This is a genomic window from Streptomyces sp. NPDC018263, assembly GCF_055562575.1.
This window is the reverse complement of record NZ_JBVHFA010000011.1, coordinates 48,561-73,801: the sequence shown is the minus strand read 5'-3', so window position 1 is coordinate 73,801 and position 25,241 is coordinate 48,561. Positions and strand designations below refer to the sequence as shown.

Below are 25,241 nucleotides of genomic sequence, written 5' to 3'. Positions count from 1 at the left end.
GGCATGGGGGCGGTGGAGGACAGGGCCGAGCGGCGTCAACTGCTCAATGTGGCCTATCGGTTGCTCGGCTCGGTGACCGAGGCCGAGGACGCCGTGCAGGACGCGTACACGCGCTGGTACGGGCTCACCGACGGCCGGCGGGCGGAGATCCTGTCGCCCGGCGCCTGGCTGACCACGGTGACCGGCCGGATCTGCCTGGACCTGCTCGGCTCGGCGCGGGCCCGCCGGGAGCGGTACGTCGGCGCCTGGCTCCCCGAGCCGCTGCCCGACCGCGCCGAGTGGGACGGTACGGGCGGGACCGACCCCGCCGACCTGATCGTGCGGGACGAGTCGGTGGCGATGGCGTTCCTGGTCGTGCTGGAGTCGATGACACCGGCCGAGCGGGTCGCGTTCGTGCTGCACGACGTCTTCCGGTACCCGTTCGCGGAGATCGCGGAGGTGCTCGGCCGGTCCCCTGCGGCCTGCAAGCAGTTGGCGGCCTGCGCGCGGCGCCGGGTGAGCGCCGCGCGGGCTCCGGCGCCGGTGCGGGCGGACGTGGTGCGGCGGGTGAAGGAGGCGTGGGAGAGCAAGGACATCGCCGCCCTCGTCGGCCTCCTCGACCCGGCCGCCGTGATGACCGCCGACGGCGGCGGCATGGTCGGCACCGTGCTGCGCCCGGTCGAGGGCGGCCCGAGCATCGCCCAGTACATGGCCGCCATCGCGGACCGGGCCCCCGGCCTCGAACTCCTGGAGCGTTCGGTCAACGGCCTGCCCGGCCTGGTGGCCCGCCGCGACGGTGCCGTGGTCACCGTCGCCGCCTTCGAGAGCGACGGCGACCGGGTCACCCGGATCTGGGTGGTCCGCAACCCGGAGAAGCTGCGGCCGTGGTCCGCGGGGCTTCAGCCCTCCTGAGCCAGCACCCTGCCCAGCGCCGCCACGAACCCCGCCGTCGTCGTCCGGTCCCGGACCGCGACCCGCAGCCAGTCCGGACCCAGGCCGGGGAAGGTGTCGCCCCGGCGGACCGCGTAACCCAGCTCGCGCAGGCGGTGCCGTACGCGCTGGGCGTCCGGCAGTTCCAGGAGGACGAAGGGTGCCTCGGCGGGGCCGGTCACCTTGACGCCGTACGGGGCCAACTCGGCCAGTCCGGTGAGGAGATGGGTGCGGTCGGCGGCCGTGCGGTGGGCCGCGTGAGCCGCCTCGGCGAGGGCGCGCGGGGCCACGCAGGCGCGGGTCGCGGCCAGGGCCGGGGTGGACACCGGCCACAGGGGCTGGGCGCGCTCCAGCTCGGTGACCGTCTCCGGGGCCGCGAGGACGTAGCCGACCCGGAGCCCGGCCAGCCCCCAGGTCTTGGTGAGGCTGCGCAGCACCACCAGGCCGGGCACGTCCGTCCGCCCCGCCAGCGCCTCCCGCTCGCCCGGCACCGCGTCCATGAACGCCTCGTCCACGACCAGCGTCCGCCCGGGACGGGCCAGTCGGGTGAGCGTCCCGGCCGGGTGGAGCACCGAGGTCGGGTTGGTCGGGTTGCCGACGATCACCAGGTCGGCGTCCTCGGGCACCGCCGCCGGGTCCAGCCGGAAGCCGTCCCGCGCGCTCAGCAGCACCCGCTCCACCGCGTGCCCCGCGTCCCGCAGCGCCGCCTCCGGCTCGGTGAACTGGGGATGCACCACCACCGGCCGCCGCACCCGAAGCGCGCGGGCCAGCAGCACGAACGCCTCCGCCGCGCCCGCCGTCAAGAGCACCCGCTCCACCGGCAGCCCGTGCCGCTGAGCCACCGCCGCCCGTGCGGCCCGCCCGTCCGGGTAGGCCGCGAGGCCGGTCAGCGAGGCGGCGATCTCCTCGCGCAGCCAGCGCGGCGGCGTGTCCGCGCGGACGTTGACGGCGAGGTCCACCAGGCCCGCCCCGGCGTCGCGGACCTCGGCGTCCCCGTGATGGCGGAGATCGGGCCCGGCGTCAGTGCGCATGGCTGTGGGTGTGGCCGCCGTGGTGGTGCCCGTGCCCATGTCCATGCCCATGTCCGTGGCCCTCGTGGCCGTCGTCGTCCGGGTGGAAGTGCGGCTGCTGCGGCTGCCCCACCTTGTCCTCGAAGCCCGGCAGCGCGATCCGGTACACACAGGAGTCGCAGTTCATCCGCAGATCACCGGCGACGGCCTCCGCGTACCGCTCCATGACCAGGTCCAGCAGCTCCGGCTCCGGCCCGATCACGTCCGCCGAGCGCACCTCCACCTCCGGATGCGCCGCCGCCCACTCCTCCGTCTGCCGCCGTACCCGGTCGGGGAGGATGCCGGTGAACAGGAAGTACGGCAGGACGACGACCCGCCGCGCCCCCAGCCGGGCGACCCGGTCCAGGCCGCTCGGCACGTCCGGCGCCGCCAGCGACACGAACGCCGTCTCGACGCCCGCGTACCCGCGCCCCTCCCACAGCAGCCGGGCCGCCTTGCACACCTCGGCGTTGGCGTCCGGGTCGGTGGAGCCGCGCCCGACCAGCAGCACGGTCACGTCCTCGCGGGGCGTCCCGGCCAGGGCGTCGTCCAGCCGGCGTTCCAGCACCCGCAGCAGGGCGGGGTGCGGGCCGAGCGGGCGGCCGTAGGTGTAGGTGACGCCCGGATGGCGCTCCTTCTCGCGGGCCAGCGCGGCCGGTATGTCGCCCTTTGCGTGCCCGGCGGACACCAGCATCAGCGGCACGGCGGCGAAGCGGCGTACGCCCCGCTCGACCAGCTCGGTGACGGCCTCGCCCAGCGGGGGCGGGGACAGCTCGATGAAGCCGCCCGCGACGGGCAGTTCGGGGTGGCGGCGGCCCAGCTCCTGCACGAAGTCGCGGAATGCCTCGGCCCCGGCCTCGTCACGGGTGCCGTGTCCGGCGATGAGCAGGGCGGGCGGCTGGGTGGTCACGGGTTCTCCTCAGGTGAAGTCGGGTGGTACAGCAGGGCGTTGAGAGCGGCGGCGGCGACCGCCGAGCCGCCCTTCTCGGAGACGTTGCTCACGGCGGGCAGCCCGCTCGCGCGCAGCGCCTCCTTGGACTCGGCGGCGCCCACGAAGCCGACCGGCAGCCCGATGACGAGCGCCGGGTCGGCGTCCAGGGTGAGCAGTTCCTCCAGCGCGGTCGGCGCGCAGCCGATCACCCACAGCGCGCCGGGTCCGACCTGCTCGTACGCGAGCCGCACGGCGTGCGCCGAACGGGTCAGCCCGTCAATGGACTTGGCCTCGCGCAGCCGGCAGACGGTGTCGCGGCGGGTGATCCCGGCCGCCACCATCTCCACGTCCACGACGACCGGCGCCCCCGCGTGCAGCGCGGCGTGCCCGCGCCGGAGGTCGGCCTCGGCGGTGACGAGGTCGGTGGCGTACTCCAGGTCGGCGGCGGAGTGGATGACCCGCTCCACCACCGCACGGGTCAGCGGCGGGAAGCCGGAGGTGTCCAGGCGGGCGCGCAGCCGCCGGAACGACTCCTGCTCGATGGGGTGGACGACACGGTTCACCGGGCTCCCTCCGGGGCGTGCTGCCAGCGGTAGCCGCGCGGGGTCACCATGCGCCCGGCGATGTTCCGGGTGGCGGTGTTGCCGACGGTGACCACCGTCATCATGTCGACGGTCGCCGGGTCGAGTCCGGCGAGCGTGGTCAGCCGTGCGGACTCGTCCGGCCGGGAGGCGTTGCGCACCACACCGACCGGCGTCCCTGGTTCCCGGTGCTCCGCGAGGACGGCGAGCGCCTTGGGGAGCTGCCAGTCCCGGCCGCGCGAACGGGGGTTGTAGAAGGTCACCACGAGGTCCGCCTCGGCGGCCGCGCGCACCCGCCGCTCGATGACCTCCCACGGGGTGTGCAGGTCGGAGAGGCTGATCGAGACGTGGTCGTGGCCCAGCGGCGCGCCCAGGACCGCCCCGGCCGCGAGCGCGGCGGTGACACCGGGGACGCCGACCACGTCGATGTCGTCGGACGCCTCCGCGAGCGCGGGGGAGGCCATGGCGTACACGCCCGCGTCCCCGCTGCCGATCAGCGCCACCGCGTGGCCCTCGCGGGCCTCCGCGACCGCCGTACGGGCCCGCTCCTCCTCCGCGCCCAGTCCCGACTCCAGCACCCGGGTGCCGGGGCGGATCAGGTCGCGGATCTGGTCGACGTACTGGTCCAGGCCCACCAGCACCGAGGCGCGCCGCAGTTCGGCGGCCGCGCGCGGGGTCAGCAGGTCACGGGCACCGGGCCCGAGCCCGACCACCGCGAGCCGCCCCCGGCCGGGACGGCGTACGACCGCGCAGGTCGCCATGGCGGGCTGGGCCGCCGACTTCCGCTTGGGTACGAGGAGTTCGCCCCCGTTCCGCAGCGCGGCGGCCTCCGCCACGGACGGGGTGCCGACCGCCGCGAGAGGCGCGTCGGAAGGGTTCGGCACGGACACGGCGGCCAGTTCGTCCGCCGGGTACGTCACCAGGGGCACGCCCAGCCGCTCGGCGGCGGCCACGATGCCGGGCTCCTCCGACTTGGCGTCCACCGTGGCGAGTTCGGCCACCGAGCGCACCGAGAGCCCCGCCTCGCGCAGCGCCTCCTCGATCAGCCCGAGCACCTCCTCGACGGGCGCCCCCTTGGACGCGCCGACGCCCACCACGAGCGACGGCGGGCGCAACAGCACCTCCTGCGGGCCGGGTCGCACATCACGGTCGGTCAACCGCACCGTGTACGCGCCCTGTTCGGCGAAGGGCACCGGCGGCAGCGGCCAGGACGACTCGGCCTCCAGCACCACCGGTTCCCCGTCCAGCAGCGCCCGCGACACCGCCGCCACCGCGCCCTCCGCCGGCAGGCCCAGGGTGTCCAGACCGGCCAGGCCCACCGCGTCCGTCGCCGTCGTCACCACGGGCTCCGCGCCCAGCAACTCGGCCACCTCGTACGCCAGTTCATTCGCGCCGCCGCCGTGCCCGCCGACCAGGGACACCGCGAACCGGCCGCCCTCGTCCACGCACACCACGCCCGGATCGGCCGCCTTGTCCCCGAGCAGCGGGGCCAGCAGCCGGACCGTGGCGCCGGTGGCCAGGAAGCACACCAGCCGGTCACACTCCGCGAACGCCGCCCGTACGGCCTCCCCGGCCGGACCCTCGTACACCCGCGTACGGTCCGGCCAGGCGGCGGCCAGCCGGTCGCGGGCCGCCGCCCCCGCCGCGGTGGCGGAAATCAGGCCGATCACTGGACTCCTCCTTCACTCCGCGCCGGGAGGCGGTCGCCCCACAGCAGGAAAACGGGGTTGGCCGCCGCCAGCCGGGTCACGTCACCCGGCAGCGGCGCCAGGCGCGACGACTGCAACAGCACCCCGTCGCAGCTCAGCCCGGCCCGGGTCAGCGCCTCGCGCACCGGGCCGACCCGGTCCAGCGCGGCCACGGCCACCACGACCGTCCGCCGCGCCCGCGCCGCGCACACGCCGACCACGGCGGGCAGATCACGTCCGCCACCGCCCACGAACACCGCGTCGGGCTCGTCCAGACCGGCCAGCGCCTCCGGGGCGGTGCCGTGCACCACGCTCACGTCGACACCGTGGGCGCGGGCGTTGGCCCGTACCCGCCCGGCGCCGTCCTCGGTCTTCTCCACAGCGGTCACGGCCGCGCCGAGCCGCGCGCACTCCACGGCCACCGAGCCTGAGCCCGCGCCCACGTCCCACACCAGGTCGCCCAGGCGCGGCCCGAGCCGGGCGAGCGCCAGCGCCCGCACCTCGAACTTGGTGATCATCGAGTCCCGGTGCGCGAACTCGCCCTCCGCGAGTGCCCATCGCGCGGGCCCGGCACCCGGACCGGCGACCGTACGCGGACCCTCCGCCGGACGCGCCTCGTCCAGGCACAGCACCACGCTCACCGCCGGACCCCAGTCCCGCGCGGCGGCCTCGGCGGGCGTCACCCGCTCCACCCGCTCCCGCCGCGGATCACCGAGCGCGCTCACCACGGCCAGCACCCGGCCCGTACCGTCCAGCCGGGCCCCCAGCTCGGCCGGACCCGAGCCGGGACCGGTCAGCAGGGCGACCTTCGGACGCGCGCGGCACACATTGACCGCGGTCCGCAGGTCCCGCCCGTGCGCGCTCACCACGACCGCGTCGTCCCAGGTCAGCCCCAGCCGGGCGAAGGCGCCCGCCACCGAGGACACCCCCGGCCGGACGTCGAGCGGCCCGGCGCCGAAGCGTTCCGCCAGCACCCGCACGATGCCGAAGAACCCCGGATCACCCGAGGCGAGCACCACCACCGGCCGCTCCTCGGCCAGGTACTTCCCGATCGCGTCCAGGGCGGGCTCCAGCGGGCCGAGCACCACGCGTGCCGCGCCCTCGGGGACCGGCGCCGCGTCCAGATGGCGCTGCCCGCCGACCACGAGTTCCGCCCCGGCGAGCACGTCCGGCGGGACCGGGGTGCCCGTCCCCGCGCCGACGACCGTGATCAACTGCTCGCCCCCCGCTCACGCAGCGCCCGCCGCGCCTCCGGGTCGGCCTTGCGGAAGCCGTGGAAGTGGCCGGGGTGGTACAGGTGCGAGCGGGTGCCGTGCGCGTCCAGCGCCGCGCCGACCAGGAACAGGGTGTGCTTCCACAGCCGGTGCTCCTTGACCGTCTCCTCCAGCGTGCCGATCGTGCACCGCACCACCAGCTCCTCCGGCCAGGTCACCTGATGGGCGACCACGACCGGGGTGGACGTCGGGTAGCCGCCCTCCAGCAGCTCCCGCACCAACTGACCGCTGCGCGCCGCCGACAGGAACACCGCCATCGTGGTGCCGTGCCGGGCGAACTCGCGCACCTCCTCACCGGGCGGCATCGGCGTCTTGCCGCCGCCGAGCCGGGTGAGGATCACCGACTGGGCCACCTCCGGGATGGTCAGCTCCCGCCCGGCCAGCGCGGCCACCGCCGAGAACGAGGACACGCCCGGCACGATCTCCGTGGCGATCCCGACCTCCGCGCACCGGTCCATCTGCTCCTGGGTGCCGCCCCACAGCGAGGGGTCGCCGGAGTGCACGCGGGCCACCTTCAGACCCTCCGCGTGGGCGCGCCGGTACACGGCCACCACGTCCTCCAGGGAGAGGGTGGCCGAGTCGAGGATCTCCGCGTCCGGGCGGGCGTGCTCCAGCACCTCGGCGCGGACCAGGCTGGCCGCCCAGATCACCACGTCCGCCTCCGCGATCGCGCGGGCCGCGCGGAACGTCAGCAGGTCGGCGGCACCGGGCCCGGCACCGACGAACGTCACCTTGCCGGCGGGGGCATCGGGCACATCGGGCATGCGAAGGGTCCTCTCCTACGGGAAGCCCGGACACGTGGTCGTGGTCCGGGGCTCACTGGAACTGGGGTGAATGTCAGGGTCTGATGAGGTTTGCGGGCCGCAGGATGTGCGAACAGGGCCCCGCATCGGATAGCAAGGGCTTATGGCGGTCCTTGTCGCGCTCGGCGCGTTCCTGATGACGCTGGCCGGCGGCTGGACGGCACAGCGCGTGACCGACCGTCGCCACCTGGTCCTGGGCCTGGCCGGCGGCCTGATGCTGGGCGTGGTCGGCCTCGACCTGCTCCCCGAGGCGCTGGAGGCGGCCGGTCACGAGGTGTTCGGCGTACCCGCCGCGCTCGTGCTGTTCGTCGCCGGATTCCTGCTGGCCCATCTGGTGGAACGTCTCCTCGCCGGCCGCCAGGCCGCGCACGGCGCCGGCGAGCACACCCACCGGGCGCCCGAGGTCGGCCTCACGGCGGCCGCCGCGATGGTCGGGCACAGCTTCATGGACGGCGTCGCCATCGGCGCCGCCTTCCAGATCGGCGGCGGGATGGGCCTGTCCGTCGCCCTCGCCGTGATCGCGCACGACTTCGCCGACGGCTTCAACACCTTCACCATCACCAGCCTGTACGGCAACGCCCGCCGCCGGGCCGTCGCCATGCTGGTCGCCGACGCCTGCGCGCCGATGCTGGGCGCGCTGTCCACGATGTTCGTGCACATCCCCGAACCGCTGCTCGGCGGCTACCTCGGTCTCTTCGGCGGCGCGCTGCTGTACCTCGCCGCCGCCGAGATCCTCCCCGAGGCCCACCACGACCACCCGGCCCGCTCCACCGCGCTGTGCACCGTCGCGGGCGCGGCCTTCATCTGGCTGGTGGTCGGCCTCTCCGGCGGCTGACCCCCTCACAGCTTCCCGCCCCGGCCGCCCTCGCGCCGGGGCGGCGCTATGAGCGTCGACAGGTACGGCAGCGCGTCGCCGTCCAGCTCGGCGGCGGGCCGCACCGACTCCTCGGGCAGCCCCAGCGCCGAGCCCCACACCGCGTCCTGAAGCCGTCCGGCCTCGCGCAGCGCCGCCGCCACCTCGGCCGCGCGCCGCCCGAACTTGTACGCCACCACGGTCCCCGGACCCGCCAGCGCCTCCTTCAGCGCCGCCGCGCCCGCCGTCACCGGCACCAGGGTCAGCGGCTCGGTGCCCTCGGTCAGTACCGCGCCCGACCTGGCCGCGAGGTCCTGCATCGCGGTGATGCCGGGCACGGTCTCGACGACCAGCTCCGGCACCAGCTCCTTCAGGGTCTGCGCGAGGTAGGTGAAGGTCGAGTACACGTTGGGGTCACCGATGGTCGCGAACGCCACGTACGCATGCTCCCGCAGCAGCTCCGCCACCCGGGCGCCCGCCGCGTCCCACGCGGCCTCCCGGCGCGCGCGGTCCGTCCGCTCGTTCAGCGCGAACACCACCCGGACGATCTTCTCCCCGGACACGTGGTGCAGCACCGTCGCCTCCGCGCGGCCCCGCTCCAGGGTGTCCATCACCGGTACGACCACCACATCGGCGGCCCGCAACGCGTTGACCCCCTTCACCGTCACCAGCTCCGGGTCTCCGGGACCCACTCCGACCCCGACCAGCCTGCTGCTCATGAAGTCCGGCACCTCTCCGTGAATCGCCGGGCCACACCGGGCTCCGACGCCCAGTGCGTATGCAGATAACTCGCGTGCACGCCCTGCCGCACGAAACCCTCCACGCGCCGCTCGGGCGCGACGACCCCCCAGGCGGGCGCGGGACCGGCCCCCGGCGCGACCCCGGTCCGATGGAACTCATGCCCCCGCATCCGGGTCCCCGCCACCGCGAGCACGCTGTCCCCCACGGCCACGGCATCCCGGTACCCGAGCGTCAGCCGCTCGCCCATCCGCGCGGACGCGTCGAGCACCCCGCACATGGGCACCCCGTCCAGCTCCCGGCACAGATAGAGCAACCCGGCACACTCGGCGGCGACGGGCGCCCCGGAGAGCGCCAGCGCGGCGATCTCCTCACGCAGCGACTCGTTGGCCCCCAGCTCACTGGCGTACACCTCGGGGAACCCCCCACCGATGACGAGCCCCCGAGTCCCCTCGGGCAACCGCTCATCCCGCAGAGGGTCGAACGTGACGACCTCCGCCCCGGCAGCGTCGAGCAACTCGGCGTGCTCGGCATAGGAAAAGGTGAACGCGGCTCCGCCGGCGACGGCAACGACGGGACGTTGACGTACAGCGTCGCTGTCGTCGTCCCGCCTCTCGGCCGACCGAGACGGGTGGTCGTGGGTGGGCGAAGAAAGGGCCTCAGCCGGAGTCCACCCGCCACCCGGCAACGCACCCGCGCTACGCGCCAGCGCCATCAGCGCGTCCAGGTCGCACCCGGCGGAAACCTGCGCAGCCATCGCCGCGACCGCGGACACCGCGGCAGCACCCCGCTCAGCCACCGGCACCAGCCCCAGATGCCGAGACGGCGTAGCCACCTGCGAGGCCCGCCGCAGCGCACCCAGCACCGGCACCCCCGCCTCCTCCAGCGCCTCCCGCAGCAGAGCCTCATGCCGCGAGGACCCCACCTTGTTGAGGATCACGCCCCCGATCCGCACCCCCGCATCCCAGGACGCGAACCCATGCACCAGCGCCGCAACGGACCGCGACTGCGACGACGCGTCGACGACCAGCACCACCGGCGCCCGCAGCAGCTTGGAGACCTGCGCCGTGGACGCCAGCTCCCCCTGCCCGGCGGCCCCGTCGTACAGCCCCATCACCCCCTCGACCACGGCCAGATCGCAACCCCGGGAACCATGGACGAACAGCGGAGCGACCAGCTCCGGCCCGCACAGGTACGCGTCGAGATTCCGCCCCACCCGCCCGGTGGCGAGCGCGTGATACCCGGGGTCGATGTAGTCCGGCCCCACCTTGTGCGGAGACACGGCAAGCCCCCGCGCGGCGAACGCGGCCATCAGCCCCGTGGCGACAGTGGTCTTCCCGCTGCCCGACGAGGGCGCGGCGATGACCAGCCGGGGAACGGACATCACCACTCGATGCCCCTCTGCCCCTTCTGCCCGGCGTCCATGGGGTGCTTCACCTTGGACATGTCGGTCACCAGATCCGCGAACTCCACCAGGGCGGCAGGCGCGTTACGCCCGGTGATCACCACATGCTGATTCCCCGGCCGGTCCCGCAGCACCGAGACGACCTCCTCCGTGTCCACCCACCCCCAGTGCATCGGGTACGCGAACTCGTCCAGCACGTACAGCCGGTACGTCTCGGCGGCCAGGTCCCGCTTGACCTGCGCCCACCCCTCCCGAGCCTTCTCCTCGTTGTCGAGCTGGGCGTCCCGCTGCACCCAGGACCACCCCTCGCCCATCTTGTGCCAGTCGACCGACCCGCCCTCGCCGGAGGCACCGAGCACGCGCAGCGCGTTCTCCTCGCCGACCTTCCACTTCGCCGACTTGACGAACTGGAACACCCCGATCGGCCACCCCTGGTTCCAGGCCCGCAGCGCCAGCCCGAACGCGGCCGTCGACTTGCCCTTCCCGATCCCGGTGTGCACGACCACCAGCGGACGATTGCGCCGCTGCCGCGTCGTCAACCCGTCGTCCGGCACCACACTCGGCTGCCCCTGCGGCACTACGCGGCCCTCCTCGAAGTCGTCCCCCGCACATCCCTGACCAGCCCGGCGATCGCGTCCGCCCGCAGCTCCTCCAGCGTCACCGCCGTACCCCCCAGCTCCTCCGCGAGCCGCCCCGCGAGCCCCAGTCGCACCGGCCCCGACTCGCAGTCCACGACCACCGAGGCCACCCGCCCTGCGCCGAACAGCCGCGCCGCCCGCCCCGCCAGCGCCACCGGCTCCGGACCACCGGTCGCCCGTCCGTCCGTCACCACCACCAGCAGCGCCCGCCGCGACGGGTCCCGCAGCCGCTCCACCCGCAGCACGTCTTGCGCCTTCAGCAGCCCCGCCGCCAGCGGCGTACGGCCGCCCGTCGGCAGCGACTCCAGCCGGGCCGCCGCCGCGTCCACCGACGAGGTCGGCGGCAGCGCCACCTCGGCGGCGGTACCCCGGAAGGTCACCAGACCGACCTTGTCCCGCCGCTGGTAGGCGTCCAGCAGCAGCGACAGCACGGCACCCTTCACCGCGCTCATCCGCTGCCGGGCCGCCATCGAACCGGAGGCGTCCACCACGAACAGCACGAGGTTCCCCTCACGCCCCTCCCGCGCCGCCTGCCGCAGATCGTCCCGGCGCAGCACCAGTCCCGGCCCCGACCGGCCCCGCGCCCGCTGATGCGGCGCCGCCGCCCGCACGGTGGCCGCCAGGTGCAGCTTGGTCAGCGCCCCGCGCGGCCGCAGCGCGCCGGTGGTCCGTCCGCGGTCGGTCCGCGCCCGCGAACGCCGCCCGGCCGCACCCGCCCCGACACCGGGCACGGTCAGCGCCTTGGTACGGAACGGCTCCGCCGCCCGCGCCGGCGCCTGCTCACCCGCACCGCCGGCGGCAGGCCGCGGCTCACCGTCGTCCCCGGCCTCCGGCTGCGCGCCGGTGTCCCCGCCCTGCGGACCTTCCTCGGGCGAGGGCGACGGCTGCCCGCCCCCGCCGCCGGGACCGTCCGGGTCGGGATCGTCGTCGTCCCCGGCCGACTCCTCCAGCGTCTGGTCGAGCTTGTCCTCGTCCAGGCCCGGCGCGTCGAAGGGGTTGCGCCTGCGCCGGTGGGGCAGCGCCAGCAGCGCGGCCTGGCGTACGTCCTCGGCGAGCACATCGCTGCGCCCGTCCCACGCGGCCAGCGCGGTCGCGGTACGCGCCATCACGATGTCGGCCCGCATGCCGTCCACCTCGAAGGCCGCGCAGGTCGCCGCGATCTGCTTCAGCGCCCCGTCGCCCAGCCGCACCTTGGGCAGCAACTCCCGCGCCGCGACGATGCGTTGCCGTACGGCACGCTCCTCGTCCGCCCAGCGCGCCGCGAAGGCGGCCGGATCGTCGTCGTACGCCAGCCGGCGCCGCACGACCTCCACCCGCTGATCCGGCTCCCGCGAGGCGGCCACCTCGACCGTCAGCCCGAACCGGTCGAGCAACTGCGGCCGCAGTTCCCCCTCTTCGGGGTTCATCGTCCCCACGAGCAGGAACCGCGCCGCATGCCGTACGGAGACGCCCTCGCGCTCGACGTAGGAGGCGCCCATCGCGGCCGCGTCCAGCAGCACGTCCACCAAGTGGTCGTGGAGCAGGTTGACTTCGTCGACGTAGAGGATGCCCCGGTTGGCCGCCGCGAGCAGGCCGGGCTCGAACGCCTTGACCCCCTCCGCGAGCGCCCGCTCGATGTCCAGCGCCCCCACCAGCCGGTCCTCGGACGCCCCGACAGGCAGCTCGACCATCCGCGCGTCCCGCGCCTCGGCCGCCTCCCCGCCGTGCGGCCCGGCCGGGCAGCTCGGATCGGGCGACGCCGGATCACAGGAGAACCGGCACCCGGCCACCACCTCGACCTCGGGCAGCAGCGCCGCCAGCGCGCGTACGGCGGTGCTCTTGGCGGTGCCCTTCTCGCCCCGCACGAGGACGCCGCCGATGTTCGGCGCGACGGCGTTGAGCAGCAGGGCCAGTTGCAGATCCTGCTGTCCGACCACCGCGGTGAACGGGAATCGCGTGCTCACTCGTCTCCCTCCAGCTCTCCCTCGAGTTCCAGATACGTGGCCCGGAGCCGGTCCAGGGTCTCCTGGTCCGGCTCCGCCCACAGGCCCCGGTCCGCCGCCTCCAGCAGGCGCTCGGTGATGCCGCGCAGGGCCCACGGGTTGGACTTCTTCATGAAGTCCTGGTTCTCCGGGTCGAAGACGTACTCGGCGCTGAGCTTCTCGTACATCCAGTCGTCCACCACGCCCGCTGTGGCGTCGTACCCGAAGAGGTAGTCCACGGTCGCCGCCATCTCGAAGGCACCCTTGTATCCGTGCCTTCTCATCGCGCTCATCCAGCGGGGATTGACCACCCTCGCCCGGAAAACGCGGTGCGTCTCCTCGGCCAGACTTCTGGTCTTGACCTGGTCCGGCACGGCCGAGTCGCCCACGTACGCCTCGGGGCTGGTCCCGGTCAGGTGGCGCACCATGGCGACCATGCCGCCGTGGTACTGGAAGTAGTCGTCCGCGTCGACGAGATCGTGCTCACGCGTGTCGACGTTCTTCGCCGCCACCGCGATCCGCCGGAACGCCGTCTCCATGTCCCCCCGTGCCGCGCGCCCGTCCAGCCCGCGCCCGTAGGCGTAGCCGCCCCAGACGGCGTACACCTCGGCGAGGTCCGCGTCCGAGCGCCAGTTGCGGGCGTCGATCAGGGGGAGGAGGCCCGCGCCGTACGCGCCCGGCTTGGAGCCGAAGACGCGGGCCGTGGCGCGGCGGCGGTCACCGTGCTCGGCGGTGTCCTCCTCGACGTGGGCGCGGACGTAGTTGGACTCGCCCGGCTCGTCCAGCTCGGCCACCGCGCGCACCGCGTCGTCGATCAGCCCGACCACGTGCGGGAACGCGTCCCGGAAGAAGCCGGAGATGCGCACGGTGACGTCGATGCGCGGCCGCCCCAGCTCGGCGAGCGGCACGATCTCGAAGCCGGTTACCCGGCGCGAGGCGTCGTCCCACACCGGGCGGCAGCCCAGCAGGGCGAGGATCTCCGCGATGTCGTCGCCCTGGGTCCGCATGGCGGAGGTGCCCCACACGGTCAGGCCCACCGACTCGGGGTACTCCCCGGTGTCGGCGAGGTACCGCTGCACCAGTGAGTCCGCGAGCGACTGCCCGACCTCCCAACTCAGCCGGGACGGGATGGCCTTGGGGTCGACGGAGTAGAAGTTGCGCCCGGTCGGCAGCACGTTGACCAGACCGCGCGTGGGCGACCCGGAGGGCCCCGCCGGGACGTAACCCCCGTCCAGCGCCCGGAGGATGTGCCCGATCTCGTCGGTGGTCCGGGCGAGCCGGGGCACGACCTCGGTGCACGCGAACTCCAGCACGGCGCTCGCGTCGGCCAGTTCGAAGCCGAGTACCTCACTCAGCACCGTCGGTACGGCCGCCCGGTCCCAGTCCCGCGCCTCCATGCCCTCGGCGATGCCGCGGCACAGCTTCTCCAGCAGGTCGACCGCGTCGGCCCCGGTGCGCGCCGGGCCCTCGGCGAGGTCAGTCAGCTCCACCGGCACCTTCACCGGCGCGCCCGGCTCGGCCAGCAGCTCCTTCTCGACCAGCCCGAAATGCCGGGCCAGCGCGGCCCGCAGGCCCGGCAGGGCGTTCGCCTGCCCGCCCCACACCTGGGAGGCGCGCAGCACGGCGAGGACGAGGTTGACACGGGCCTCGCCCTCGGGGCCGCCGCCCAGGATGTGCAGTCCGTCGCGGATCTGCACGTCCTTGATCTCGCAGAGGTAGCCGTCGATGTGCATGACGAACGAGTCGAAGTCGTCGTCCTCCGGCTGCTCGTCCACGTGCAGGTCGTGGTGCAGCTCGGCGGCCTTGACCAGGGTCCAGATCTGGGCGCGCACGGCCGGGGCCTTGGCCGGGTCCAGGTCGGAGACGAGCGCGTACTCGTCCAGCAGTTGTTCCAGCTTGGCGAGGTCGCCGTAGGTGTCGGCGCGGGCCATCGGCGGCACCAGGTGGTCGACCACCGTGGCGTGCCCGCGCCGCTTGGCCTGGGTGCCCTCGCCGGGGTCGTTGACGATGAACGGGTAGATCAGCGGGAGTTCACCGAGCACCGCGTCCGGGGCGCAGCCGCGCGAGAGGCCGAGGCCCTTGCCGGGCAGCCACTCCATCGTGCCGTGCTTGCCCATGTGGACGATCGCGTCCGCGCCGAAACTGTTCTCCAGCCAGCGGTAGGCGGCCAGGTAGTGGTGCGAGGGCGGCATGTCGGGGTCGTGGTAGATGGCGATGGGGTTCTCGCCGAAGCCGCGCGGCGGCTGGATCATCACCACGGCGTTCCCGAACCGCAGGGAGGCGAGCACGATGTCGTCGCCGTCCACGTACAGGCCGCCCGGCGGCTCGCCCCACGCCTCCAGCATGGCGTCGCGCAGCTCGGGGTCGAGGGTGTCGAACCAGGCCCGGTAGTCCGCCAGCGGCACCCGCGCGGGCGCGGCGGCGAGCTGCTCCTCGGTCAGCCACTCCACGTCGTGACCGCCGGCCGCGATCAGCCGGTGGATCAACTCGTCGCCCTCGTCGGGGTGTTCGTCCACCCCGTACCCGGCGTCGCGCAGCGCGTCCAGCACCCGGACCGCCGAGGCGGGGGTGTCCAGGCCGACGGCGTTGCCGACGCGGGAGTGCTTGGTCGGGTAGGCGGTGAAGACGAGCGCGATCCGCTTCTCGGCGTTCGGCTTGTGCCGAAGTGCCGCGTGCCGTACGGCGATTCCGGCGACCCGTGCCGCGCGCTCCGGGTCGGCGACGTAGACCGGGACCTCGTCGGGGCCGGGCTCCTTGAAGGAGAAGGGCACGGTGATCAGACGGCCGTCGAACTCCGGGATGGCGACCTGCATCGCGGCGTCCATCGGGGAGAGGGCGGCGTCCGAGGCGTCCCAGGCGGCCCGTGTGGAGGTGAGGCAGAGCCCTTGCAGCACCGGCACGTTCAGGTCCGCGAGGGCGCCGATGTCCCACGCCTCCTCGTCCCCGCCCGCCGAGGCGGCCGAGGCGTGCGCCCCGCCCGCCGCGAGCACCGTGGCGACCAGGGCGTCGGCCCGGCCCAGCAGCTCGTACAGCCCGGCGTCCGCGTCGCGCAGCGAACCGCAGTACACCGGCAGGGCGTTGGCGCCGCGCTCCTCGATCGCCGCGCACAGGGTGTCCACGAAGGCGGTGTTGCCGCTGAGTTCGTGGGCCCGGTAGAAGAGCACGCCCACCGTGGGCCGGCCGGGCCGCTGCTCGTAGGCGCCGTGCAGCCCGAACTCCGGCATCCGGCGCGGCTCTTCGAAGCCCTCGCCGGTCAGCAGGACGGTGTCGGACAGGAACCGGGACAGCTCCAGCAGGTTCGCCGGGCCGCCCTCGACCAGATAGCGCAGCGCCTCCGCCACGACCCCGGCCGGGGCGGTGGACTCGGCCATCAGCTCGGCGTCCGGCACGCTCTCGCCGCCCAGCAGCACCGTCGGCACCCCGGACGCCTTCAGTGCGGCGAGTCCGTCCTCCCATGCCCGCTTGCCGCCCAGCAGCCGGACCACCGCGAGGTCCGCGCCGTCGAGCAGGGCGGGCAGGTCCTCGGCCGCGTCGACGCGGGACGGGTTGCCGATGCGGTAGTCGGCGCCGCTGGCGCGGGCGGCCAGCAGGTCGGTGTCGGCGGTGGACAGCAACAACACTGTGCTCATGCGGGCGCTCCCGGTGGAATGAAGGGCAGTCCTGCGGGCGCGCCCGACTCGATGAGCCGCCACAGCGCGTCCGTGTCCGCGTGGTGTTCGATGAGGTCGCCGAGCAGGTCGAGCTGCTCCTCGCGCAGCGCGGCGAACGACGTGTCCGGGGCCGGGACGAAGCGGCGCCCCGAGGCGGCGGCGACCTCGCGCAGGAAGGCGCGCCGGAAGCCGTCCGACTCCAGCGAGCCGTGCCAGTGGGTGCCCCAGACCTGGCCGGTGCGGCAGCCGTCCAGGAAGGCGTCCCCGCCCAGTACCTCGGCGACCCCGTGGTGGATCTCGTACCCCTCGACGGGCTCACCCAGGGCTTCCCCCACGGGCCGGGCGAGGGTCTTCTCCGGGTGGAACCGCACCCGCACCGGGAGCAGTCCGAGCCCCGGCACGCTTCCGGCGCGCGACTCCACGTCGTCCTCGATGTGCTCGCCGAGCACCTGGAAGCCGCCGCAGATCCCGAGCACCGGGCGCCCCTCGGCGGCCCGGCGTACCAGCGCGTCCGCGAGCCCCCGCTCGCGCAGCCATTCCAGCGCCCGTACGGTCCCGCGCGTGCCCGGCACCACCACGAGGTCGGCGTCGGCCAGTTCCTCCGGCCGGTCCACGAAGCGGACCACGACGCCGGGTTCGGCGGCGAGGGCGTCCACGTCGGTGAAGTTGGACATCAGCGGCACGGCGCACACGGCGACCCGCAGCACGTCCTCGCCGTGCGGGGGAGCGACGGTGGATTCCCGTACGGTCCCGCGCAGGGACACCCGGAGACCGTCCTCCTCGTCGATGCCGAGCCCGTGCCGGAACGGCAGCACCCCGTAGGTGTGCCGTCCGGTGAGACCGCGCAGCATGTCCAGGCCCGGCTCCAGCAGCGTCACGTCGCCCCGGAACTTGTTGACCAGGAACCCGGCGATCAGCGCCTGGTCCTCGGCGGAGAGCAGGGCGACGGTGCCGAAGAAGGAGGCGAAGACCCCGCCCCGGTCGATGTCGCCGACGACGAGCACGGGCAGCCCCGCACCCCGCGCGACGCCCATGTTGACGATGTCGGTGCGCCGCAGGTTGATCTCGGCGGGCGAGCCCGCGCCCTCACAGATCACCGCGTCATACGTGCCCCGCAATTCCTCCAGGCACTCCAACACCGTTCCCAGCAAAGCCTGTTGACGACCACCGTGATAGCCGCGCGCGCTCAGCTCGCCCACCGGCCTGCCCAGCAGCACCACTTGGCTGCTGCGCTCGCCACCGGGCTTGAGCAGCACGGGGTTCATCAGCGCGGTCGGCTCCACCCGGCACGCCTGGGCCTGCATGGCCTGCGCCCGCCCGATCTCCGCGCCCTCACGGGTCACGAAGGAGTTGAGGGACATGTTCTGCCCCTTGAACGGCGCCACCTTGACGCCCTGCCGGACCAGCCACCGGCAGATCCCGGCCGTCACCACGCTCTTGCCCGCGTCGGACGTCGTCCCCGCGACCAGCAGACCACCGCTCACCTGCCCCGCCCCCTTTTGATGAGGCGCCCGGCGAGGGTGACGCCGAGCGCGAGCAGACCGACCCGGCGCGAGAGCCGTACCGCCCGTCCGATGTCGGCGACCTCGACCGGCCGCCCGGTGCCGTTGAGCACGGGCCGGTGCTCGACCCGGCCGCCGTAGGAGAGGGTGCCGCCCAGCCGGACGCCGAGCGCGCCCGCGAACGAGGCTTCCACCGGGCCCGCGTTGGGGCTCGGATGCCGGTGCGCGTCCGCCCGCCAGGCCCGTACCGCCCCGCGCGGGTCGTCCCCGGCGAGCACGGCGAGTACGGCGGTGAGGCGGGCGCCCGGCCAGCCGGCCACGTCGTCCAGCCGGGCGGAGGCCCAGCCGAAGCGAAGCAGCCGGGGCGACTTGTGCCCGACCATCGCGTCCAGCGTGTTCACCGCCCGGAAGCCCAGCAGCCCCGGCACCCCGGCGACCGCGCCCCACACCAGGGCGCCCACCACGGCGTCGGAGGTGTTCTCCGCGACGGACTCCACCACGGCACGCGCCATCGCGTCGGCGTCCAGCGCCTCGGGGTCCCGCCCGCACAGATGCGGCAGCCGGGCCCGCGCGGCCGCCAGGTCGCCGCGCTCCAGGGCACGGCCGACGGCGGACGCCTCGCGGGCGAGCGAGGTACCGCCGACGACGGCCCAGGTGGCGGCGGCGGTCAGCGCGGCGGAGCGGGTGAAGGAAGTACGTACGGCGCGTGCGGCCACCACGCCGAGCGCGGTGGCGCCCCCGGCGCACACCAGGGTGTGCAGCGCGCCCCAGCCGCGGTGGTCGTGCCACAGCGCGCGCTCCACGCGCCCGGCGGCCCGCCCGAAGGCGGCGACGGGGTGCCCGCGCCGGGGATCGCCCAGGAGGAGATCACCGAGGAGGCCGGCGGCGGCACCGTACGCGTACGAGCGATCGGCGCCCATCGGCTAGCTCGCCGTGGGCGTGCCGGTGTTCCTGGTGCGTGTTCTGGGGCGACGGCCGGGCATCACGGTAGTCCTCACTCAGGGTGTCCACGCCCTGGTTCGACGAGACCGGCGACGAGAGTTCCTGGCTCCCGGGGACTTCTCCCCGGTGACAGTGGCGGGACCGCGCCGGATTCGCACCGGCTTCCTCTGCTGTCGCCGTACATGGCCCGCGAAGTCCACCACGTGCCCGGAAGGGCCGTCAACCTGCCTGTGACCTGCGGGAGAAGAGTGTGTGGAGCCCCACACCGGCACCGGTGGGAACAGCGGAGGGCCCCCGCACGGCACATGCCGTGCGGGGGCCCTCCGGGGTGCGGGCGCTAGGCGACGATCAGGTAGAAGCCGTACGCCACCGCCGCCGCGCAGGCGGCGAAGCAGGCGTAGGCGCCGGTGACCGCGAGCGGGGCCGAGCCGCCGGTGGCCACCGCGCGCTCGCGGCGGGCCAGGCCGCTGACGCCGAGGGTGAACAGGCCCACCAGGGCCACCGTGACCACGAGGCTGACGCCGAAGACGGAGCCGAGGGCCGCCCAGTCGATCTTCATGGGGATGTTCCTCCAGTTGCCGGGTGGTCAGACCCGGGCGGACGGCGCGGTGGTGGCGGGGGTGGGCTCGGTCGTACGGGGCTCGGCGGCCGGGATGGTGGCCGTCAGGTCGTCCGCGACGATGCCCACGGGGGGCGGGGTGACCATGGCCATCGCGGTGGTCACCACACCGGCCGGCTCCGCGTACTCCTCCGCGGTGACGTTGGTGTGGTCGATGACCTCGCGGCGGGAGATCTTCCAGATGGCGAAGCTGGAGCCGATCAGGAAGAGCGCGACCAGTCCGGTGCCCCAGTCGCCCAGGCCGGTCACGGCCTCGGCGCCCGCGCCGACCAGCGCGGCGGCCGGCAGGGTCAGCGCCCAGGCGACGAACATCCGGCTGGCGGTGGACCAGCGGACCACTCCGCCCTTGCGGCCGAGGCCGGCGCCCATCACCGAGCCGGAGACGACGTGGGTGGTGGAGAGGGAGAAGCCGAGGTGCGAGGAGGCCAGGATCGCGGTCGCGGCGCTGGTCTGCGCGGCGAAGCCCTGACGGGGCTCCAGGTCGGTCAGGCCCTTGCCCATGGTGCGGATGATGCGCCAGCCGCCGATGTAGGTGCCGAGCGCGATGGCCAGGCCGGCGGAGAGGATCACCCAGGTGGGAGGGTTCGAGCCGGGGGAGAGGGCGCCGCCCGCGATCAGCGCGAGGGTGATGATGCCCATGGTCTTCTGCGCGTCGTTGGTGCCGTGCGCCAGGGAGACCAGGCCGGCCGAGGCGATCTGGCCGGCGCGGTAGCCCTTGCGGGTCGCGGTGGTGTCGCCGTTCCCGCCGATGCCGTAGGAGAGGCGGGTGGCGACCATCGTGGCGAGGCCCGCCACGATCGGCGCGGCCACCGCCGGGAGCAGCACCTTGGTCACCAGCACGTCGCCGTGGACGGCGCCGAAGCCCGCCGAGGCGACGGTGGCACCGACCAGGCCGCCCATCAGGGCGTGCGAGGAACTGGACGGCAGGCCCACCAGCCAGGTCAGCAGGTTCCAGAGGATCGCGCCGGTCAGGGCCGCGAAGATGACCTCGGGACGGATGCCGGTCTCGTCGACGAGACCCTTGGAGATCGTGTTGGCGACCTCCACCGAGAGGAAAGCGCCCACCAGGTTGAGCACGGCGGACATGGCCACCGCGACCTTGGGCTTGAGAGCGCCGGTCGAGATGGTGGTGGCCATCGCGTTGGCGGTGTCGTGGAAACCGTTCGTGAAATCGAACGCGAGTGCGGTTATCACCACTATCGCGAGGATCAGCGAGAAGCTTTCCATTTACCCAGGCAATCGTTCGAAGTCGTTGGCACGGTGAACGTAGGCAACCTGGGTGAACGGAAGGTGAACTGGGACGGGCGCCTTGGTGCCGGAAGCGGGACCCCGGATTCCGGGGGGCTTCCGGCCGCCGTCCGGGGCCCGTTCAGCGCCCACGCGCGAAGGCCCGCAGCCGGGTGGAGGAGCCGCCGAAGAGATCCTGGTCACCCGGCAGCCTTCCCTTGGTGCCGTGCTGCCAGAAGGTCCAGTACCGCCAGCCGCCGGGCAGCCTGCCGGGACCCGGGGAGCCGTGGCTCGCGATCCACAGCGCGTGGTCGGCGGCGAAGGCGCGGCTGTTGCCGGTGCAGGCGGTCCACCAGTTGGTGGTGGTGTAGATGACCGGGCGGCGGCCGGTCTCCCGGCGCACCTCGTCGCTGAACGACCTGATCCAGCGCACCATCCGGGCCCGGCTCAGCCCGTAGCACTTGTGGTGCTTGTCGTACGGGTTGTACTCGATGTCCAGCGCGGGCGGCAGCGTCACCCCGTCCGCCCGCCAGCCGCCGCCGTGCCGGACGAAGTACGCGGCCTGCACGGCGCCGGAGGAACGGTTCGGCAGGGCGAAGTGGTACGCCCCCCGGATCAGGCCGGCCCGGCGGGCACCGTTGTACTGGCCGGTGAAGTAGGGGTTGCGGTAGGTCGTGGACTCGGTCGCCTTGATGTACGCGAACCGGGCGCCCTTGGCGCGGGCCGTGTACCAGTCGACGTGCCTCTGGTGCGAGGAGACGTCGTGCCCCTTGGGCTGGGTCCGGCGCAGCTCGGGCTGCGCGGCCGGCTGGGCGTGGGCGGCGGTCAGGGCCCCGGTGAGGGTGAGGGCCGTCAGGGCCGCCGCGAGGACGCCCGCGCGGCGACGGGTTGATGAGCGGTCACGGGCCATGCGGTCCCCCGGCGAGACGTGGTCCAGCGGCAAGCTGTCCAGCGGCAAGAGGGACCAGTGAAAGCCGGGGGGTTGTCAGAAGTGTGACTATTTGTGGTGTTTCCGGTTGATTTCGCTCGTTCGGCCGCGCCTGGAGGGGGCCGAAGCGGGCACACGGCCGGCCGCCTCCTGGCAGGATCGCGGCATGGCGGAACAGCGGCGGGACGCGGACGGCGACGAGGCGCGGGCCTGGGAGACGCTGGTGGCCACCGCCCGGCGGACCGTCACCGACAGACTGGTCGTCGGCACCTCCGGCAACGTCTCCGTACGGGTGGGCGACACCGTGCTGGTCACCCCCTCGGGCGTGCCCTACGACCGGCTCACCCCGGCCGACGTCACCGGCGTCGACCTCGCCGGCCACCAGGTGCTCGGCTCCCTGGTGCCGACCAGCGAACTCCCCATGCACCTCGCGGTGTACCGCACCACCGACGCCCGTGCGATCGTCCACACCCACGCCGTGCACGCCACCGCCGTCTCCACCCTCGTCACCGAGCTGCCCGCCATCCACTACATGACCGGCGCTCTCGGCGGCCCCGTACGGGTCGCCCCCTACGCCCCCTACGGCACCCCCGAACTCGCCGCCCACGTGCTCCGGGCCTTGGAGGACCGCTCCGGCTGCCTCCTGCGCAACCACGGCACGCTCACCCACGGCGACACCCTGGACCGCGCCTACGACCGCACCGCCCAACTGGAGTGGATGTGCCGCGTCTGGCTCACGGCGTCCTCCGTACCGGGCCTGAGCCCGTCGCTGCTCACCGGGGCCGAACTGGCCGAGGCGGGGGAACGGCTGCGGGGCTACGGGCAGCGCTGAACGCCGGTGCTCCACTGGCCGGGACCCGCCCGGCCCGTGACACTGGACGCGTGCGCAAAGTCCACGTAGTCGCCGCCGCCATCGGTGCCGTGCTGGCCGCGGGTGCCGCTTCCGTGGCCGTCGGAAGACTGGCCAGCGGAGCCGCGCTGAAGCTGCAGCCCGGCCGCCCGCTGCCCACCGAACCCCGGCTCACCGTGCACGGCCTGGAGGGCGGCCGGATCACCCTCACCCGTGACCTCGCCTCCCGCCGCCCCGGCGTCCACGGCCTCGCGGGCAACGGCTCGCACGCCGTCGTCGGGGAGGTGCTGGAGGGGGCCGAGCAGAGCCCGGACACCGTCGTACGCCGCCTCGAACGCCTCACCCACGGCGCCTTCGCCCCCGGCGACCCGGCCTGGCTCACCCCCAACGCCTACGTGGGCGACCCCGGCTCCGCCCTCGGCCTGGAGTACGCCGACATCGACATCCCCGGCGAACTCGGGCCGCTGCCCGCCTGGTTCGTGCCCGGCCCCCGCGACACCTGGGTCATCGCCGTGCACGGCCTGGGCACCACCCGCGAGCAGACCCTCAACGTCATGGGGATACTCCACGCCCTCGGCCTGCCCGTCCTCGCCCTCGCCTACCGGGGCGACCTCGGCGCCCCGCGCTCCCCGGACGGCCTGAGCCACCTTGGCGAGACCGAGTGGCGGGACGTGGACGCGGCCATCCGGTACGCCGTCCGCTTCGGCGCCCGCCGGGTCGTCCTCCTCGGCTGGTCCACCGGCGCCACCATGGCCCTGCGCGCCGTCGAACGCTCCTCCGTACGGGACCGGGTCGCCGGGCTGATCCTCGACTCGCCCGTCCTCGGCTGGGAGACCACCCTGCGCGCCCTGGCCCACGCCCGCCACGTCCCCGGCCCCCTCCTGCCCCTCGCGGTACGCGCCGCGCAGGGCCGGGCCGGCATGCGCACCGCCCGCCACGCCGTGGCCGTCGAACCCCTCAAGGTCCCCACCCTGATCATCCACGGCCCCGACGACAAGATCGCCCCCTGGGCCGACTCCCGCCGCCTCGCCGCCCGCCAGCCCGGCCTCATATCCCTCCACCCCGTCCCGGGCGCCCCCCACGCCGCCATGTGGAACACGGACCCCACGGCCTACGAGGACCTCCTCCGCCGCTTCCTGACCCCGCTGCTGTAAGCACCCCGGACCGGTTGACCCCGGCCGGAACCCCCGGTTCTGGCCCTCTCCGTCGCCGCCTGTGACTTCCCGTTTGGGTTTTCGGACCGTCAACCGGAAGACTGCACCCGTGACGTCCCGTATCCCGCGCGACTCCAGGCTTCGACTCGTCCGACCGCGACCCCTGGCCGCCGCCCCCAGAGCTGTGAACCAGCGGCGCCCGCGCCGCGCCGCGCCCCGGCCGCCCGAGGGGACCCCGGCCCCCGCCGAACTGGCGAGACTCGCCCGGACCGTCCTCGCCGGGGCGGTCCGGGTGGCCCGGTGGGCCGACCTCGCCCTAGGACCCGGCAGCGATGCCGCCACCGCCGACGGCAAGGCCACCCTCTCCGACGCGACCGCCGAGCGCGCCGCCGCCGACCTCGGCCTCACCCCCGCGCAGATCCGCGCCGACTGGGACACCGCCCGCCTCTCCGGCCTGGTCGAGGTGCACGGCGACAGCGCCCGCCCCGGCTGGCGCCTGCGCGCCTGGGACCGGGACGACAGCGCCGTACTGCGCGGCTGGGTCGCCCTCTTCGACGCCTGGTCGCTGGCCTGCCCCGAACCGCACGGCCAGGAGCCGGCCACGGTCGCCGAGGTCGTCTCCGCCATGCCCCAGGTCCTCTCCTTCCTCCAGCTCTCCGCCGGACCCGTCCCGGCGGAGCAGTTGCTCGACCTGCTCCAGCAGCGGGTCACCGAACTGCGCACCGAACGCTGCGAGGTCACCTACGCCCCCGGCGCCGTCGAGGCCCCCGTCCTCACCGCCCCCGCCCCGGACGTCCCCCTCGCCCCCCTCCTGGACTGGGCCGTGGAGGCGCTCGCCGCGGTCGGCGCGCTCACCCACGGCGACGGCCACGCCACCCTCACCCCCCTCGGAAGCTGGGCGGTCTGGGTCAAGCTGGAGCAGATCTGCGTCGCCGCGCAGAGCCCCGCCGGGAACATCGAGCAGTCCGCCGAGGACATGCTCCGCGGCTGCGCCCAGCTCCGCCCCAACGCCGCCCGCGCCGAGTACCGCGCCTGGCTCGCCGCCCGCACGGTCGGCGGCGCCGTCGGCCAGCTCCTGGACGCCGCCCGGGGCGACGACGCCCTGCTGCGCGGCCTCGCCTTCGAGGCGCTCCGCGTGGTCGGCGCCCCCGCCGAGCACGAGGTCCGCGCCGTCGTCGCCGAGCCCGCGCTGCGCCCCTACGCCCTGCTGTGGCTCGCCGAGTACGACGGCGTCGACCCGGAGGACGCCCACGAGGTGCTCACCCGCGAGGAAGCCACCTGGCTCTGGGTCGACACCGCCGCGGCCGTCGCCGACCACGGCGAGACCGACATGCTCGTCCGGCACCTGGAGGCGGCGGTGCAGCCCACCGTCCCCGCCCTGCTGGAGGAGGTCCGGGCCGTCGGCCACCCGCGCACCGTGCAGGTCCTGGTCGCGCTGGCCGCCGCCCACCCCGACCCCGCCCTCGCCAAGGCCGTGCGCCGGGCCGCCTTCCAGGTGCACACCGGAGGCTGAGAGCGGCCCGCCGCAACGCCCCCGCC

General features: G+C 74.5%; 21 protein-coding genes and 1 riboswitch. Of the genes, 5 read left to right on the top strand and 16 right to left on the bottom strand.

Annotated elements, in window-relative coordinates:
- Window positions 1–3 precede the first annotated feature (3 nt).
- Window positions 4–891 (top strand): RNA polymerase sigma factor SigJ, encoded by an 888-nt coding sequence (gene sigJ, locus ACZ3HQ_RS28430; RefSeq protein ID WP_467515240.1) that lies wholly within the window; start codon window positions 4–6, stop codon window positions 889–891.
- Here the strand turns inward: sigJ and cobC are convergent.
- From cobC to cobM, 6 genes are read right to left on the bottom strand one after another with little or no spacing between them, the layout of a single operon-like run.
- Window positions 879–1,940 carry an Rv2231c family pyridoxal phosphate-dependent protein CobC gene (gene cobC, locus ACZ3HQ_RS28425; protein WP_467515239.1) on the bottom strand — a complete coding sequence of 354 codons (1,062 nt, stop codon included), beginning with the start codon at window positions 1,938–1,940 and terminating at the stop codon, window positions 879–881. The genes sigJ and cobC overlap by 13 nt on opposite strands.
- The gene (locus ACZ3HQ_RS28420) at window positions 1,930–2,868 is read right to left on the bottom strand and encodes a sirohydrochlorin chelatase (RefSeq protein ID WP_467515237.1); all 939 of its coding nucleotides are present in this window, start codon (window positions 2,866–2,868) and stop codon (window positions 1,930–1,932) included. The genes cobC and ACZ3HQ_RS28420 overlap by 11 nt, the downstream gene beginning before the upstream one ends.
- Window positions 2,865–3,452, bottom strand: coding sequence for a precorrin-8X methylmutase (locus tag ACZ3HQ_RS28415; RefSeq protein WP_467515235.1), 588 nt, complete (start codon window positions 3,450–3,452; stop codon window positions 2,865–2,867). The genes ACZ3HQ_RS28420 and ACZ3HQ_RS28415 overlap by 4 nt, the downstream gene beginning before the upstream one ends.
- Complete coding sequence (gene cobJ, locus ACZ3HQ_RS28410; protein ID WP_467515232.1) at window positions 3,449–5,140, bottom strand: precorrin-3B C(17)-methyltransferase; 1,692 nt, start codon at window positions 5,138–5,140, stop codon at window positions 3,449–3,451. Before cobJ ends, ACZ3HQ_RS28415 begins: the two co-directional genes overlap by 4 nt.
- Window positions 5,137–6,372, bottom strand: a complete 1,236-nt coding sequence (cbiE, locus tag ACZ3HQ_RS28405) for a precorrin-6y C5,15-methyltransferase (decarboxylating) subunit CbiE (protein WP_467515230.1) — start codon at window positions 6,370–6,372, stop codon at window positions 5,137–5,139. The genes cobJ and cbiE overlap by 4 nt, the downstream gene beginning before the upstream one ends.
- Window positions 6,369–7,187 (bottom strand): precorrin-4 C(11)-methyltransferase, encoded by an 819-nt coding sequence (gene cobM / locus ACZ3HQ_RS28400; RefSeq protein ID WP_467515364.1) that lies wholly within the window; start codon window positions 7,185–7,187, stop codon window positions 6,369–6,371. The genes cbiE and cobM overlap by 4 nt, the downstream gene beginning before the upstream one ends.
- A gap of 151 nt (window positions 7,188–7,338) precedes the next feature.
- Between cobM and ACZ3HQ_RS28395 the strand changes: the two genes are divergently transcribed.
- Complete coding sequence (locus ACZ3HQ_RS28395; protein ID WP_467515228.1) at window positions 7,339–8,070, top strand: ZIP family metal transporter; 732 nt, start codon at window positions 7,339–7,341, stop codon at window positions 8,068–8,070.
- A 5-nt stretch (window positions 8,071–8,075) separates the two neighbouring features.
- Here ACZ3HQ_RS28395 and cobI read toward each other — a convergent pair whose 3' ends face one another.
- From cobI to ACZ3HQ_RS28345, 10 genes are all read right to left on the bottom strand, one after another.
- On the bottom strand, window positions 8,076–8,807 hold the full coding sequence (cobI, locus tag ACZ3HQ_RS28390; RefSeq protein WP_467515226.1) for a precorrin-2 C(20)-methyltransferase: 732 nt from the start codon (window positions 8,805–8,807) through the stop codon (window positions 8,076–8,078).
- Complete coding sequence (locus ACZ3HQ_RS28385; protein ID WP_467515223.1) at window positions 8,804–10,216, bottom strand: cobyrinate a,c-diamide synthase; 1,413 nt, start codon at window positions 10,214–10,216, stop codon at window positions 8,804–8,806. Before ACZ3HQ_RS28385 ends, cobI begins: the two co-directional genes overlap by 4 nt.
- Complete coding sequence (gene cobO, locus ACZ3HQ_RS28380; RefSeq protein ID WP_467515221.1) at window positions 10,210–10,809, bottom strand: cob(I)yrinic acid a,c-diamide adenosyltransferase; 600 nt, start codon at window positions 10,807–10,809, stop codon at window positions 10,210–10,212. The genes ACZ3HQ_RS28385 and cobO overlap by 7 nt, the downstream gene beginning before the upstream one ends.
- Window positions 10,809–12,812 carry a putative cobaltochelatase gene (locus ACZ3HQ_RS28375; protein WP_467515219.1) on the bottom strand — a complete coding sequence of 668 codons (2,004 nt, stop codon included), beginning with the start codon at window positions 12,810–12,812 and terminating at the stop codon, window positions 10,809–10,811. Before ACZ3HQ_RS28375 ends, cobO begins: the two co-directional genes overlap by 1 nt.
- Window positions 12,809–16,459: a cobaltochelatase subunit CobN gene (cobN, locus tag ACZ3HQ_RS28370; protein ID WP_467515217.1), complete on the bottom strand. Its 3,651-nt coding sequence runs from the start codon at window positions 16,457–16,459 to the stop codon at window positions 12,809–12,811. Before cobN ends, ACZ3HQ_RS28375 begins: the two co-directional genes overlap by 4 nt.
- Window positions 16,456–17,964, bottom strand: coding sequence for a cobyric acid synthase (locus ACZ3HQ_RS28365; RefSeq protein ID WP_467515215.1), 1,509 nt, complete (start codon window positions 17,962–17,964; stop codon window positions 16,456–16,458). The genes cobN and ACZ3HQ_RS28365 overlap by 4 nt, the downstream gene beginning before the upstream one ends.
- Window positions 17,961–18,902, bottom strand: a complete 942-nt coding sequence (locus tag ACZ3HQ_RS28360; protein WP_467515213.1) for a cobalamin biosynthesis protein — start codon at window positions 18,900–18,902, stop codon at window positions 17,961–17,963. The genes ACZ3HQ_RS28365 and ACZ3HQ_RS28360 overlap by 4 nt, the downstream gene beginning before the upstream one ends.
- Before the next feature lie 99 nt (window positions 18,903–19,001).
- Window positions 19,002–19,140, bottom strand: a riboswitch (cobalamin riboswitch).
- A gap of 121 nt (window positions 19,141–19,261) precedes the next feature.
- Complete coding sequence (locus ACZ3HQ_RS28355) at window positions 19,262–19,483, bottom strand: hypothetical protein (RefSeq protein ID WP_030815516.1); 222 nt, start codon at window positions 19,481–19,483, stop codon at window positions 19,262–19,264.
- 27 nt (window positions 19,484–19,510) lie between these two features.
- Window positions 19,511–20,770: an inorganic phosphate transporter gene (locus ACZ3HQ_RS28350; RefSeq protein ID WP_467515211.1), complete on the bottom strand. Its 1,260-nt coding sequence runs from the start codon at window positions 20,768–20,770 to the stop codon at window positions 19,511–19,513.
- Window positions 20,771–20,912: 142 nt separating this feature from the next.
- A complete protein-coding gene (locus ACZ3HQ_RS28345) occupies window positions 20,913–21,680 on the bottom strand; it encodes a lysozyme (RefSeq protein ID WP_467515362.1) in 768 nt (255 codons plus the stop codon).
- Between the two features lie 184 nt (window positions 21,681–21,864).
- Between ACZ3HQ_RS28345 and ACZ3HQ_RS28340 the strand changes: the two genes are divergently transcribed.
- The 3 genes from ACZ3HQ_RS28340 to ACZ3HQ_RS28330 all read left to right on the top strand — a co-directional run bounded on the left by ACZ3HQ_RS28340 (window position 21,865) and on the right by ACZ3HQ_RS28330 (window position 25,215).
- On the top strand, window positions 21,865–22,530 hold the full coding sequence (locus tag ACZ3HQ_RS28340) for a class II aldolase/adducin family protein (protein ID WP_467515209.1): 666 nt from the start codon (window positions 21,865–21,867) through the stop codon (window positions 22,528–22,530).
- A gap of 50 nt (window positions 22,531–22,580) precedes the next feature.
- A complete protein-coding gene (locus tag ACZ3HQ_RS28335; RefSeq protein WP_467515207.1) occupies window positions 22,581–23,702 on the top strand; it encodes an alpha/beta hydrolase in 1,122 nt (373 codons plus the stop codon).
- Between the two features lie 109 nt (window positions 23,703–23,811).
- Window positions 23,812–25,215 carry a hypothetical protein gene (locus ACZ3HQ_RS28330; RefSeq protein WP_467515205.1) on the top strand — a complete coding sequence of 468 codons (1,404 nt, stop codon included), beginning with the start codon at window positions 23,812–23,814 and terminating at the stop codon, window positions 25,213–25,215.
- The last annotated feature ends 26 nt before the right edge of the window (window positions 25,216–25,241 follow it).